The organism is Neisseria sp. RH3002v2g, assembly GCF_014596425.2.
GTDB lineage: Bacteria > Pseudomonadota > Gammaproteobacteria > Burkholderiales > Neisseriaceae > Neisseria.
The window spans coordinates 1,135,603-1,149,204 of sequence record NZ_CP110721.1 but is presented as its reverse complement, the minus strand read 5'-3'; the positions used below and the strand labels follow the sequence as shown (position 1 = coordinate 1,149,204).

Here is a 13,602-nt window from a genome sequence, read left to right as displayed (position 1 = left end):
CTCACTTTATATCAATAAAAAGATGCCGTCTGAAAAACAAAACACACCGCAAAGCTGCCCTTGCGGTGTGTCGTTTATCACAGGGCAGGCCTGTAATTAGTACATTTTAGGAGGCAGTTGTTGGCTGCGCAGACGTTTTTGCAGACGTTTTGCTGCAGCAGCTTTTTTGCGTTTGCGTTCGGTAGTTGGTTTTTCGTACGCTTCACGGGCGCGCAGTTCGGTCAACAGACCGGTTTTTTCTACGGCACGTTTGAAACGACGCATGGCAACTTCAAATGGTTCATTCTCTTTAACACGAATAGCTGGCATTTTATTTCCTTTAAATTTTGTTCAATCAAACCGTTTTAAGAAATAGGGAACGGCTTGTCATAATGGGGTAGTTGTTGTATCGCTGGTTTGCCGAGGGCAGGGCGGGATACGCGCCGTGATGTAAACATCACCTCCTAACAAGTCGGCTTTTGCCGTGCAAGTGACCTTTTCGGTCAGAAACAATCGGGCGATTATCTTATAAACCCGATAGTCTGTCAAGATTGCAGGCCGTCTGAATGTTTGATTCTGTCTCACTTTTCAGACGGCCTATCGGGTATTAATAGCGGCCGGGAACCGTACCCATGCGTTGTTTCAACGAAGTTTGCGGTTCGTTGAACAATGACGCGTAATAAGTTGCATTGGTCATGACTTTTTTCACGTAATCACGGGTTTCGGTGAATGGGATGGTCTCGGCGTAAATCGCGCCTTCCAAAGGCGAAGAAGCCTGCCAGTTGCGGGCGCGGCCTGGGCCGGCATTGTAGCCTGCGGTGGCCATCACTTCGTTATTTTGCAGGCGGCGTTTGGCATCTGCCATGTACCAAGTACCCATGCGGATGTTGCCGTCCATGGTGTAGAGTTCGCTGCTGCTCATGCCGATTTTGCCGGCGATTTCTCGGGCGGTTGCAGGCATGACCTGCATCAGGCCTTGTGCGCCGACGCTGGATTGCGCGCCCATGACAAAGCGGCTTTCTTGGCGAATCAAACCGTAAACCCATGCCGGGTCAATGCCTGCCTGTGCGGCATAGCGGACGGTCAGGTCTTTAAACGGAGAGATATAGCGCAGTTTGTAGTTGAGTTTGTAGTCGGTACGGTCGGCGCTGTTGATTGCCATGTCGTAGAACTGGTTGTCAAAAGCGACTTGCGCGGCAGTCAGCAGGTTGTCTTCGTTGAAGTCGCGGGTGGCAAAACGCCATTCTGCCTGTGCCTGACGGCGCATTTTGGAGTCGCCGTTGCTTTGGCTGTTTTTAAACAAAACCAATGCGCGTTTGATGGCGCCGTCTTCGCTCATGCGGCGGACGTCTCTGGTATCGGCATCGGCAACGTTGTTGCGTGTATTGATGCGGCGGCCCAGTTCTTCACCAGCCAATACGGCGTAGAAATTGCGGCCGGAAGCAGCGGCTTTTTCATACATTTCTTTGGCTTGGCTGCTTTTGCCTTGTGCGGCAAAGCTGCGGCCCAGCCAATATTGCCATGTCGGGTCTTTTTGCAGTTTTTCAGGCATATGCTGAATCACGCTTGCCAATTCGTCCCAACGTTGCAGGCGCAAGGCGGCGCGTGCGTACCATTCCAATTGCTCGTCGGTCAGTTGCTTGCGGTCGGAAACGCGGCCGTAGTAGCTCAAAGCAGTCGGCATGTTTTGGCTTTGTGCATGGTAGTGGCCCAATACGCCCCATGCGAAGCTGCGTTGTTCGCGGCTGAGGCCGGATTCCATGTCGGACAGGGTAGCGGCGGCAGAAGCGGATTTGCGTGCATCTTTGCCGATTACGCTCAACAGGCTGTATTCGGTCGCACCTTGCGCACCACCTTCAAACGGGCTGCCCAATGCGGCGGCGAGATTGCGTGCATCCGTGGTTTGGCTGTTGCTCAACAAGCCGCGCACGCGACGCCATGCGTCGTTGGTGTTCAGACGGCCTGAAGCTGCCGCGCTTTCGACCAAGCGGGTACAGCCGGCAGGCAGTTTGCCGGTCACGCGAACCAGTTCGGCGGCTTTGCTGTCATTGCCGCTGCTCAAATCGGCATAACATTGCACTTCTTGTGCGACGCCGGCGGCGTTCAGTTTACTGAATTCTTGACGGAACAAATCCCACTGGCCGCGCGCGCCCAAGGTTTTCAGCCATTCGTTGCGGACGTTTTCAGCCATTGCGCTGTCGCTGGCTTGGGATAAAAATTGTTGTACCCAAGCATCGTCGCCGCGTTTGGCGGCATCGACGGCGCTTTGGTATTGGCTGTAATCGGACAGGACTTTGGACTCGCTGTCGGCGCGGCGTGAAGGAATAGAAGTGGATTTAGGCTGAACGACGCTTTCGGTTTTCGAAGCAGTCGGTGTGTTTTGGGTGGCGCACGCCGATAAAACAGCGGCGGTAATCAAGCTGAGGGAGAGAGGGAAAAGACGTTGAACGTTCATTGGATACCGTGTCGTTTTTAGAATCAAAATAGCTGCTTATTTTAAATGATTTATGCGGAATAACCGAATTACAAACCGATATTTACATTTTCAAAGCCCGGAAAAGACTAAGGCCGTCTGAAATATGAAACACTTTTGAGGTATTCCTAATTCAGACGGCCTGTTATGAAGGAAGTCGTCAATCGGGTTTGTGCTCGATATAGTCTTGCGGTTTGTCGGCTTTGCCGGTGCGCGTAACCGTGTATTCGCCTTCGATAATGTCTTCATCATCTTTGGCAGAGCCGTAAGTTTGGCGGCTTTGGAAAGACTGTGCAGAAGAAACCGGCGTATTGCCTTTAAACGGAATCAGCAAGAGCAGGGCGACGGCGGTTGAAATAAAGCCTGGGCTGAGCAGGAAAACCGCGGCGGCAGTATAGCGAATCGGCCACAGCATTTGATAGAGGGAAATGTTTTGGCCGCTGCGGACGGCTGCACCTGCGAGCAAAAGGCCGGAAATGCCGGTATGGCGCAGCATAAAGATACCGCTGATAAAGCTGACGGCCATCACAAACAGCGTCCAGCCGCCGCCTATCCAGTCGGCAACCCAGACGATGGACATGATTTCCAAAAAGATTAAAACCAAAAAACCGATTCCAAAATACTGCATAAGTGTTTGTTCCTTCATTCAACGGATAGTGTCGATTGTGTTTTATCTAGATAAAGATAAACCTTATTTTTTCAAGCAAATGCTGTGTGAAAAAGGGTAAACGGGCGATGAGGCCGTCTGAACGGAGATAAAAAGAAGACAGATGTTTCAGACGGCCTTTAGATATTCTATCGCATCACATTGTTCCAATCGCTTTCAAAATAGCTGACGAGGATTTGGTTGTTCAAATAATTTGCTTCAACCTTGCGCCTTGCCATATCGGGCGGAAAACGGAACATTTCGGCGGCGGTTTGGGCGTTCAGATAACGCGTGGGGACGTCGAATTTTTGCGGGACGGGGAATTGCTTATCAAATCCTGCCAGCACAAATCCCCATTCGCCGAAGGAGGGGACGTAGACATGATAGGGCGCGGTGTTCAACTTGGCCGCTTCGAGGGTGGCGACGACCGACCAGTAGGCGTTGGGGGCGAAGTAGGGCGAGGTGGATTGGACGACGATTTTGCCCTGCGGCTCAAGATGGCGGGCAACGAGGCGGTACATGGGGACGGAGTAGAGTTTGCCCAGCGAGAAATTGGAAGGGTCGGGCAGGTCGATGATGATGACGTCGAATTTTTCAGACGACCCCTCCAGCCATTTGGCGGCATCGTCGTTGACGACGTGCATTTTGGGATGGGACAGTGAGCCTTGATTGAGCGCGCTTAAGGTGGCGGAGGTTTTAAAAGTAGCAGTCATGTCGGGGTCGAGATCGACCAAAGTAACATTTTTGACCTGCGGATATTTCAAGACTTCGCGTGCCGCCAAGCCGTCGCCGCCGCCGAGAATCAGGACGCGTTCGGCATTGGGAACCATCTGCATGGCGGGCAGAACGAGTGCTTCGTGGTAACGGGCTTCGTCGCGTGAGGAAAATTGCAGGTTGCCGTTGATGTAGAGGCGGGTGTCGTCTTTCCAGCGGGTCACGACCAGCCTTTGGTAGGGCGAGTGGCTTTGATAGACGACGGGATCGCCGAAATAGCTTTGTTCGGCTTTGAAGGAAATGCGGTCGGCGTAGGCGAAGATGACGGCGAGGATGGACAAGACAATCAGCACACGCAGGCGGATGGCGCGGTAGCGTGGCAGTTCGGCTTTAAACACGCGCGCGGTCAGGTAGGCGACGGCGGCGTTGAGGATGCCGAACAATAAGGCGGAACGCGCCATGCCGAGTTTGGGGGCGAGCAGGAGCGGAAATAATAACGAGACGGCAAGTGCGCCCAAGTAGTCGAAGGTCAATACTTTGGAAACGAGTTCTTTAAACTCCGCGCCTTTTTGGTTTAACACGCGCATAACCAACGGGATTTCCATGCCGACAACCATGCCGACAATCAGCACAAAAGCGTAGAGCAGGGTGCGGAACGGTGCGGCGGATAAACCGAAGGCCACAAATAATGCCAGCGCGGAAATGCCGCCGATGACGCCGACCAGAAGTTCGATTTCGATAAAGCGGTGCAATACGTCTTTATCTTTGATGTATTGGGTTAGGTGCGCACCTATGCCCATCGAGAAAAGGTAAAGTCCGATTACGGAGGAAAACTGCAAAATACTGTCGCCCAAAAGATAGCTTGCGAGCGCGGCGATGATGAGCTCGTAAGCGAGGCCGCAGCTGGCGACGATGAAGACGGAGATAATGAGGGTGCGGTGGGCATTCATGATGACGTTTTTGTAGCTTGAGTGTGGGCAATGTAATGATTTTTAAGGTGGGCTGCAAGTTTATTTATAGGATGTAGAAAAGGCCGTCTGAACGAATTGTTTCAGACGGCCTTTAATCTGTCAGGCATTAATAGCGGTGTTTGAATACCATGCCCACTGCGTAAGAAGATTTTTTCGGCAAATCTTCGTCGTATTTCGGATTGACGTTTTCTTTCAACCAGCCGGCGCCGAGTGTGGCGGTTGTCCGTTTGGAGAAGCTGTAATCGGTGCTGACGGCGACGTGTTTGTAGTTTTCGCCGACAGAGCTTTTACCGTAGGCGAAGCCGATTTGAGGTTTGAAATTGCCTACTTTGTATGAGCCGGACACCATAAATTCTTTGGTGTTGTTAATTTCTTTGTCGTAAGAACCGGCTACGTTGCCTGCCGCATCTTTCCATACGCCCCAGCAGCTGAAGCCGTCGCAAGTGTTTTTGGCGTATTGGAACGCGGCATCGACGGAGATTTTGTCTTTGCTGTATCCGGCCATGAAAGCGTGGGCTTGGAAGTCTTTGGTTTCGGTTGGAGAGTCGTTGGGTGCGTATTCGGCAGCGTAGTGGGCGTTAAAGCCGTTGTTGGGGTGGTAGTAGTCCACGCCCCAGCCGAAGACCCAGTCGCCGTCACGTTTTTTGTCCGGATTCCAGTCGTTGTTGTTGCGCGCGGCATTGGAGCCGGGGGAGACGTTGAATTTGAATTGGAAACCGTTTTTCCAAGGTGACTCATAAGCCATAGAAACGCGGCGTTGGCCGAAACGGGAAATTTTGCCGAATTCCAAAATCGGGCTGTTGGTGTCGAAAGGGTTCAGATAGATGCTGTTCATAGGGGTACTGATGTAACCCATTTTGACGGTGCCGAGGTTTTTGTAGCTGTTGAGCGCAACGTATGAGTCAGCAGTACCCCAGCCGCCCCAGCGGTCGGAATCGAAGTAAATAAAGGAGCCAAGTTGCCATTTCAACCATAAGTCGTTGTTGAGCGGTACTTCATCGGAGAGATAAAGACTGGAACTTTTATCGGAAATGGTTGTAGAGGTTACACCGGTTTTATTGTTGTGTTCGACCTCGGTCATGATGTAGATGGTACCGCTCATTTTAGGTTCGGCGTGGGCGATGCTAATGGAAGAACCGATGAGGGTAGTGGCAACAAAACAAGATAACTTGTTCATTTTGTTCTCCTTTTATGTCTTTTTCTTAATTGGGGACGGGAAATTCGGATAATCTTATTTGACAAATTATAAAAAATCAATACATTTGTAACTTATCGTAGGATAAATTGAAAAATAGTTTTCAGTTACGTATTTTTGTGTTAATTTGCCAACAATCTTGGACGGCTGCTTTTATTTCGATGGTATAGGTAGTTTTAAACACTATTTTTATATCTGGAAATAGAGGATTTAACTGGGTTTAAAAACCTCAAATATTTGTAGTTAAGTGTAGTTTGAATAATCAGGCCGTCTGAAAAAGAAGAATACCCAAAAGAAGGAATGAAATATGGCCGGAAAAACCTATCCGCTGTTGGCTGCATCATTGGCCGCCGTATTTGCGTTGTCGGCGTGCAGCCGCGATGTCAAACCCGCCCCTGAGTTTAAGCGTACTGATTATGAGCGCGTGGTGGTCAGCAACGGCGTCGAGCCGGGTACACTGGACCCGCAGATGAGCGGCGATATGGCGGCGGGTGCGATTATCCGCCAGCTGATGGATGGTTTGGTCGGTACGGATGCCGAAGGCAAAACCATTCCTGCTTTGGCGGAAAGATGGGAAAGCAAGGGCGAGCGTGTCTGGACTTTCCATCTGCGTGATGCCAAATGGAGCAATGGCGATCCGATTACCGCCGAGGATTTTGTGTACAGCTTCCGTCGTCTTGCCGATCCGGCCACGGGCGCACCTTTCGGCAGCTATTTGGTCGATGCCCAAGTGGAAAATGCGGAAGATATATTAAACGGCAAAGCCAAGCCTGAGACATTGGGCGTCAAGGCGTTGGACGCAAAAAACCTGCAATTTACGCTGATTGCACCCGTACCTTATTTCCCCGATATGCTGATTCAGCAATTCACATTTCCGGTGCACCGCGCCACTGTCGAAAAATACGGCAATAAGTGGACGCAGCCCGGTCATTATGTTTCCAGTGGCGCTTATCTGTTAACGGATTGGAAAGTCAACAGCCACATCAATATGGAACGCAACCCCAATTATTACGATAAAGACAAAGTGGCCATTCCGAAGGCGGTTTTCTTGTCAGGCAGCGGCGAGTACAACCGTTATCGCGCCAATGAAATTGATGTAACTTACGGTATTCCCAGCGATCAGGTTAAAGTGGCGGATATTGAGTTTCCGGGCCAAGTGAAACGTACAACTTCCTTGTGCAGCTGGTATTTGGAGCCGAACCACGAAGCGGCGCCGTTTAATGATCCGCGCGTCCGCAAGGCGCTTAATATGCTGACGCGCCGAGACATCGTCGTCAAAGTGGGCGGCCGTGGCGATACGCCTGCGTTCCAGTTGACACCGCCGCAAATGCAGGGCGTGATTCCTGTTTATCCGGAGTGGAAAGAGTGGACGCCTGAAAAACGCATCGAAACCGCACGCAAACTGTTGAACGAAGCAGGCTACAACGATGACCATCCGCTTGAGTTTGATATTTTGTACAGCACCAGCGAAGCGTCTAAAAAACAAATCACTGCCGTGCAGTCGGTGTGGAAGGCCGCCATTCCGTTCATCCGTCCGACTTTGTCCAACGAGGAATGGAAAACTTATTTGGATACGCGCGCGCAAGGCAATTTCAAGGTTTCGTTCAGCGGCTGGTGTTCCGATTTCAACGATCCGGCAGGTATGCTCAATATCTTGAAATCCAACAACTCAAACAATGCATTCCGCTACAAAAGCGCGGCGTTTGACGCATTTATGAACAATACGCTGAAAGATGGCGTCAGCAAGGAAGCGCGCAGCCAGCTCTATGCCGATGCGGAGAAGCAGCTTCAAGAAGACGCTGCGCTGATTCCGCTGTATCATCAGGTTGAAGTGCGTATGGTCAAACCTGATATTATCGGCTATTCCGACAAAGACCCTTTGCGGAACTACACGGTCAAGAGCTGGTCGTTCGCACCGAAAAAATAGATTGATGATAGACAGCACAAATTTTCAGACGGCCTTGATGACAGGGGCCGTCTGAAACAATAGGAGACATAACACATGAAATCTGTACAACAACGTTTGTCCGCTTTACGCGAAGCCATGAAAAAACATGGCGTGGACGCGTTTGTCATTCCTTCCGCCGATCCGCACCTTTCCGAATACCTGCCCGAGCATTGGCAGGCACGCCGCGATTTTTCCGGCTTTACCGGTTCGGCAGGCACTTTGGTGGTGACCGCCGATAAAGCTGGCGTGTGGACGGACAGCCGCTATTGGGAACAGGCCGGCCAACAGCTTGCGCCAAACGGCATCGAGCTGCAAAAAATGGGCGTTGATGCGCCTTATACCGAGTGGCTGGCACAAAATCTGCCCGAGGGCGCAGTAGTCGGCGCGCCTGCCGATATGTTCGCACTCAGCGGCGAGCGCGGTTTGAAACAGGCACTTTCCGCCAAAAACATCCGCCTCGAATACCCTGAAACCTTGTTGAACGAAGTGTGGGACGACCGTCCTGCATTGCCGACTCAGGAAATCTACGTTCACCATCCCGATTACGTTTCCGAAACCGCGGCCGAAAAACTGGCCCGTATCCGTGCGGCCATGAAAGAGCAGGGCGCAGATGCGCATTTGGTTTCTTCTTTGGACGACATCGCTTGGATTACCAATCTGCGCGGCGATGATGTGCCGTTTAACCCCGTGTTCTTGTCCCATTTGTTTATCAGCCAAGAAAAAGCCGTATTGTTTACCGATGCAGGCCGTCTGAAAGCCGAATCTGCCGAAGCCTTGAAAGCGGCAGGTTTTGAAGTGTTGCCTTATGCGCAAGCGGCGGACTATTTGGCAGGCGTTAAGGGTGCATTGTTGATTGATCCGAATAAAACCGCCGTCGGCACTTTGCGCCGCCTGCCTGAAGACGTTCGTTTGATTGAAGCCATCCACCCCAGCACATTCTTCAAATCGGTTAAATCCGATGCCGACATCGCCCATATCCGCAATACCATGGCGGAAGACGGCGCGGCATTGTGCGGCTTCTTTGCCGAGTTTGAACAAATCTTGGCAGACGGCGGCGAATTGAGCGAGCTGGACATCGACGGCATGCTCTATAAACACCGCAGCCAACGTCCAGGCTTTATTTCGCCAAGTTTCGACACCATCGCCGGCTACAATGCCAATGCCGCCTTGCCGCATTACAGCGCGACACCGGAAAACAACAGCAAAATCAAAGGCGACGGTATGTTGCTGATTGATTCCGGCGGCCAATACTGGGGCGGTACGACCGACATCACGCGCGTGGTGCCTGTCGGTAATCCGAGTGCGGCCATGAAGCGCGACTACACTTTGGTGTTGAAAGCGCATATTTCTCTGGCGGAAACCATTTTCCCTGAAAACATCAAAGGCCCGATGATTGATGCTATCTGCCGCAAATCACTCTGGCAGGCGCAATGCGATTACGGTCACGGTACAGGTCATGGCGTGGGCTATTTCCTCAATGTGCACGAAGGCCCACAAAGCATTGCCGTTGCCGCCGTACCGCAACCGCATCACGCAATGAAATCAGGTATGCTGACGTCCAACGAGCCGGGTCTTTACCGTCCGGGCAAATGGGGTATCCGTATCGAAAGCCTGGTCATCAACCGTCCGGTTGAAAACCCAGAGGAAACCGAGTTCGGCAAATTCCTGTATTTTGAAACTGTTACCCTCTGCCCAATCGATACGCGCCTCATCGATACCAAACTGATGACCGGCAGCGAAATCGAATGGCTGAACCAATATCACGCCGAAGTGCGCCGCCGTCTCGAGCCTTTGACAGAGGGCGCGGCCAAAGCATGGCTGATCGAACGCACCGAACCTTTGGCGCGTTAACGTGAAAGGCCGTCTGAAACGGCGGATACCAAGTTTCAGACGGCCTGATAACAACAATTATCTACAAACTACAAAACCTTACCCGACTCCGAATAAAAACAATAACCCGGTCGGAATAGAGAGAGAAACCGGCGCGGCGACGTTACAGATGCCTGCTGCCATTCATCCGATTTCCGCTTCAGGTCAGCTTTGTTTTCACGAGTCCGGTATGTTCAGACAGGACAGCCTGATTATGTTGAAATTCATCATCAAACGGATATGTGCTTCCATCCCGACCATGCTGGTGTTGATTACCGTATCGTTTTTCCTGATGCGGCTCGCACCGGGCAGCCCGTTCACAGGCGAACGCAATTTGCCGCCTGCGGTCATGGCCAACATCGAAGCCAAATACCACCTCAATGATCCGATGTACCTCCAATATTTCCACTACCTCAAGCAGTTGGCGCAGGGGGATTTGGGGCCGTCGTTCAAATATAAAGATTTCAGCGTTAATGAGTTGCTTGCCCAATCCCTGCCGGTATCGGCGGAACTCGGCTTCTACGCCTTTTTGATTGCCGCTATCTTCGGCATGTTTATCGGCATTATCGCCGCCTTAAAACAAAACAGTTGGCTGGATTATGCGCTGATGAGCGGTGCGATGACCGGTATCGTCGTTCCCAGCTTTGTGATGGCACCGGTATTGGTGCTGGTGTTTGCCGTCAGACTGCAATGGCTGCCTGCCGGCGGCTGGAACGATGGCGCACTGATGAACTTGATTCTGCCCGTCGTTACTTTGTCCATCGGTTATGTATCCAGTATCGCGCGGATTACGCGCGGCGCGATGATCGAAGTATTGAACAGCCCCTTTATCCGCACGGCACGCGCCAAAGGCCTGCCCATGAGCCGCATCATCCTGCGCCATGCGCTGCGTCCCGCCATGCTGCCGATTGTTTCTTTCTTAGGCCCGGCATTCGTCGGCATCATCACCGGCTCCATTGTGATTGAAAACGTGTTCGGTATTCCCGGCGTCGGACAATTGTTTGTCAACGGCGCGCTCAACCGCGACTACGGCATGATTTTGGGTTTGACGATTTTGGTGGGCATCATGACCATTTTGTTTAACGCCATCCTTGATATCCTGTATGCCATTATTGACCCGAAAATCCGTTATTAATCCCATTTGCGCAAAGGCCGTCTGAAACGTTCAGACGGCCTGAAGAAAGAAGAAAAAGCGAGAGAGAACATTATGTTATTCAAAAAGAAGCAGACTCAGGCCCTTGCAGAGGCAGCAGAATACGCCCAAGTACACGGCAAAAGCCTGTGGAGCGACGCATGGCGGCGTTTTAAACAGAACAAAGCGGCGGTGTACAGCATTATCATCCTGTTGCTGATCAGCATTTTTGTGATTGTGGCGCCATGGATTGTCCGCTACACCTACGACTTCACCGACTGGGACAATATGCAGATTCCGCCGTCCTTTTCTACCCATCACTATCTGGGTACGGATTTGCTCGGCCGCGATTTGCTGTCGCGCGCGGCAACCGGCGGACGTATTTCCTTGTTGGTCGGTGTGGCCGGCGCATTGGTGGCCGTTGTCATCGGTACGCTTTACGGCGCGATTGCCGGCTTTATCGGCGGTAAGCTTGATTCGCTGATGATGCGCTTTTTGGAAATTTTGAACGCGTTTCCGTTTATGTTTTTCGTCATTCTGCTGACCACATTCTTCGGCCGCAACCTGCTTTTGATTTTTGCCGCCGTGGGTTTGGTGTCTTGGTTGGACGTGGCGCGTATCGTGCGCGGCCAAACCTTGAGTTTGAAGCATAAAGAGTTTGTCGAAGCGGCGCGTGTGAGCGGCGTGGCAAAACGTAAAATCGTAACGCGCCACATTATTCCGAATGTTTTGGGCGTGGTGATGGTGTATGCCTCTTTGCTGGTGCCGGGCATGATTATGTTTGAATCCTTCTTGAGCTTCTTGGGCTTGGGTGTGCAAGAGCCGATGACCAGTTGGGGTTCGATGCTGCAAGAAGGCGCGATTTCGATGGAAGCCGCACCATGGCAGCTGCTCGTACCGAGTTTCTTCCTGGTAACCACTTTGTTCTGTTTCAACTTTATCGGCGACGGCCTGCGCGATGCGCTTGACCCGAAAGACCGCTAAACCGCAACCAAAAGGATAATCAAAATGACAAAACAGTTACTGGTTGTAGAAAATCTGGACATCAATTTCGAACTGCATGAGAAAACCGTGCACGCCGTGCGTAATGTCAGCTTTAAAGTGGCAGAGGGCGAAACATTGGCTTTGGTCGGCGAATCCGGTTCGGGCAAGTCGGTAACGTCCATGTCCATTATGCGCCTGCTGCCTGAAAAATTTGCCCGATACAGCAAAGATTCGCGCATTACTTTTGACGGCATTTCCATTTTGGACGCCGATGAGAAAACCCTGCGCGATTTGCGCGGCAAGCGCATCAGCGTGATTTTCCAAGAGCCGATGACTTCGCTCAATCCGTTTATGCGTATCGGTACGCAGCTGATTGAAGCGGCGCGGGTACACAATAAAAAGCTCGGCAAAAAAGAGGCAGGACAAAAAGCATTGGCATTGTTGCAGCGGGTTGGCATCAAAGAAGCCGAACGCCGCATGAAGCAATATCCGCACGAATTTTCCGGCGGTCAGCTGCAACGCATCATGATTGCCATGGCGCTCATCAATGAACCCGACCTGCTGATTGCCGATGAGCCGACCACCGCTTTGGATGTAACCATTCAAGCCGAGATTCTCGATTTGCTCCACGATTTGCAACAGCAAATGGGCATGGCGATTATCTTCATTACCCACGATTTGGGTTTGGCGGAACACTATTCCAAAACCGTCTGCGTCATGCGAAATGGCGAAATTGTCGAGCGCGGCAAAATCAAAGAAGTATTTGCCCATCCGAAACATGAATATACTGCCGAACTCATCAATGCCATTCCCAAAGGCATGAAAGAGCCGGAAGAAAACAACGCCGGTGTGTTAATCGATGCTGATAATGTCCATGTTTCTTTCGTATTGAAGCAAAACTTTTTCGGCAAACCGCTCAAAACTTTTGACGCCGTCAAAGGCATCAGCCTCAAAATTAAAGAAGGCGAAACATTGGGCGTCGTCGGCGAGTCCGGTTCCGGCAAATCCACGCTGGGCAAAGCCGTCATGCAGATGCTGCCTTATACCGGCAATATTTCCTTTGAAGGCAAAGACCTGAAAAACTATACCGCCGAAGAAGCACGCCGTCTGAAATCGCAACGGCAAATTGTGTTCCAAGACCCCTTCGGTTCACTTTCACCGCGCTTGACCGTTGGCGAAATTATCGGCGAAGGTTTGACGGTTCATCATCCTGAAATGACCAAAAAAGAACGTATCCAGCGCGTTTTAGAAGTCATGAAGGAAGTGTCCCTGCCGCTTGATGCGCTCAACCGTTATCCGCATGAGTTCTCCGGTGGCCAGCGTCAGCGTATCGCCATTGCACGCGCCGTTATCCTGCGCCCGAAATTCATCCTTTTGGACGAGCCGACCTCTGCACTTGACCGTTCCGTACAATCCAAAGTGGTCGAACTTTTGCGCGATTTGCAAAAGAAATACGGCCTGACTTATATGTTCATCAGTCATGATTTGTCTGTCGTGCGCGCCGTCAGCGACAACGTGATTGTGATGAAGCAGGGCGAAATGGTCGAGTACGGCAGCGCGGATCAGATTTTCCACTATCCGCAAAACGACTACACTAAACGTTTGATTAACGCCGCGTTTGATTTGTAGAAAAGGAAAAGGCCGTCTGAAAAGAAGTTTTCAGACGGCCTTTTTAAGCGGGGGCTTTTTTC

The 13,602-nt window shown here is 51.4% G+C and carries 10 protein-coding genes; 5 read left to right on the top strand and 5 right to left on the bottom strand.

Translation table 11 applies throughout. The annotated features are described in order from the left end of the window. Positions 1–96: 96 nt before the first annotated feature. From rpsU to BBP27_RS05470, 5 genes are all read right to left on the bottom strand, one after another. A complete protein-coding gene (gene rpsU / locus BBP27_RS05490) occupies positions 97–309 on the bottom strand; it encodes a 30S ribosomal protein S21 (protein ID WP_003680926.1) in 213 nt (70 codons plus the stop codon). 277 nt (positions 310–586) lie between these two features. Continuing rightward, the gene (locus BBP27_RS05485) at positions 587–2,434 is read right to left on the bottom strand and encodes a lytic transglycosylase domain-containing protein (protein ID WP_188212373.1); all 1,848 of its coding nucleotides are present in this window, start codon (positions 2,432–2,434) and stop codon (positions 587–589) included. Positions 2,435–2,612: 178 nt separating this feature from the next. Beyond that, positions 2,613–3,080 (bottom strand): FxsA family protein, encoded by a 468-nt coding sequence (locus tag BBP27_RS05480; protein ID WP_003745981.1) that lies wholly within the window; start codon positions 3,078–3,080, stop codon positions 2,613–2,615. 167 nt (positions 3,081–3,247) lie between these two features. Next, positions 3,248–4,762: a polyamine aminopropyltransferase gene (locus BBP27_RS05475; RefSeq protein WP_188212374.1), complete on the bottom strand. Its 1,515-nt coding sequence runs from the start codon at positions 4,760–4,762 to the stop codon at positions 3,248–3,250. A 127-nt stretch (positions 4,763–4,889) separates the two neighbouring features. Next, positions 4,890–5,960, bottom strand: a complete 1,071-nt coding sequence (locus BBP27_RS05470; protein ID WP_070849500.1) for a porin — start codon at positions 5,958–5,960, stop codon at positions 4,890–4,892. A gap of 325 nt (positions 5,961–6,285) precedes the next feature. Between BBP27_RS05470 and BBP27_RS05465 the strand changes: the two genes are divergently transcribed. The 5 genes from BBP27_RS05465 to BBP27_RS05445 all read left to right on the top strand — a co-directional run bounded on the left by BBP27_RS05465 (position 6,286) and on the right by BBP27_RS05445 (position 13,540). Beyond that, a complete protein-coding gene (locus tag BBP27_RS05465; RefSeq protein WP_070849502.1) occupies positions 6,286–7,905 on the top strand; it encodes an ABC transporter substrate-binding protein in 1,620 nt (539 codons plus the stop codon). 75 nt (positions 7,906–7,980) lie between these two features. Then, a complete protein-coding gene (locus tag BBP27_RS05460) occupies positions 7,981–9,777 on the top strand; it encodes an aminopeptidase P family protein (RefSeq protein ID WP_070849503.1) in 1,797 nt (598 codons plus the stop codon). A 232-nt stretch (positions 9,778–10,009) separates the two neighbouring features. Next, positions 10,010–10,930, top strand: a complete 921-nt coding sequence (oppB, locus tag BBP27_RS05455; RefSeq protein ID WP_036490316.1) for an oligopeptide ABC transporter permease OppB — start codon at positions 10,010–10,012, stop codon at positions 10,928–10,930. Between the two features lie 72 nt (positions 10,931–11,002). Next, a complete protein-coding gene (oppC, locus tag BBP27_RS05450; protein ID WP_003683112.1) occupies positions 11,003–11,911 on the top strand; it encodes an oligopeptide ABC transporter permease OppC in 909 nt (302 codons plus the stop codon). Between the two features lie 24 nt (positions 11,912–11,935). Further along, positions 11,936–13,540 carry an ABC transporter ATP-binding protein gene (locus BBP27_RS05445; RefSeq protein WP_188212375.1) on the top strand — a complete coding sequence of 535 codons (1,605 nt, stop codon included), beginning with the start codon at positions 11,936–11,938 and terminating at the stop codon, positions 13,538–13,540. The last annotated feature ends 62 nt before the right edge of the window (positions 13,541–13,602 follow it).

Coding starts and splice junctions, on each gene's coding strand:
- BBP27_RS05465 (WP_070849502.1), top strand. CDS start 6,286: ATGGCCGGAAAAACCTATCCGCTGTTGGCTGCATCATTGGCCGCCGTA.
- rpsU (WP_003680926.1), bottom strand. CDS start 309: ATGCCAGCTATTCGTGTTAAAGAGAATGAACCATTTGAAGTTGCCATG.
- BBP27_RS05475 (WP_188212374.1), bottom strand. CDS start 4,762: ATGAATGCCCACCGCACCCTCATTATCTCCGTCTTCATCGTCGCCAGC.
- BBP27_RS05480 (WP_003745981.1), bottom strand. CDS start 3,080: ATGCAGTATTTTGGAATCGGTTTTTTGGTTTTAATCTTTTTGGAAATC.
- oppC (WP_003683112.1), top strand. CDS start 11,003: ATGTTATTCAAAAAGAAGCAGACTCAGGCCCTTGCAGAGGCAGCAGAA.
- BBP27_RS05460 (WP_070849503.1), top strand. CDS start 7,981: ATGAAATCTGTACAACAACGTTTGTCCGCTTTACGCGAAGCCATGAAA.
- BBP27_RS05445 (WP_188212375.1), top strand. CDS start 11,936: ATGACAAAACAGTTACTGGTTGTAGAAAATCTGGACATCAATTTCGAA.
- oppB (WP_036490316.1), top strand. CDS start 10,010: ATGTTGAAATTCATCATCAAACGGATATGTGCTTCCATCCCGACCATG.
- BBP27_RS05470 (WP_070849500.1), bottom strand. CDS start 5,960: ATGAACAAGTTATCTTGTTTTGTTGCCACTACCCTCATCGGTTCTTCC.
- BBP27_RS05485 (WP_188212373.1), bottom strand. CDS start 2,434: ATGAACGTTCAACGTCTTTTCCCTCTCTCCCTCAGCTTGATTACCGCC.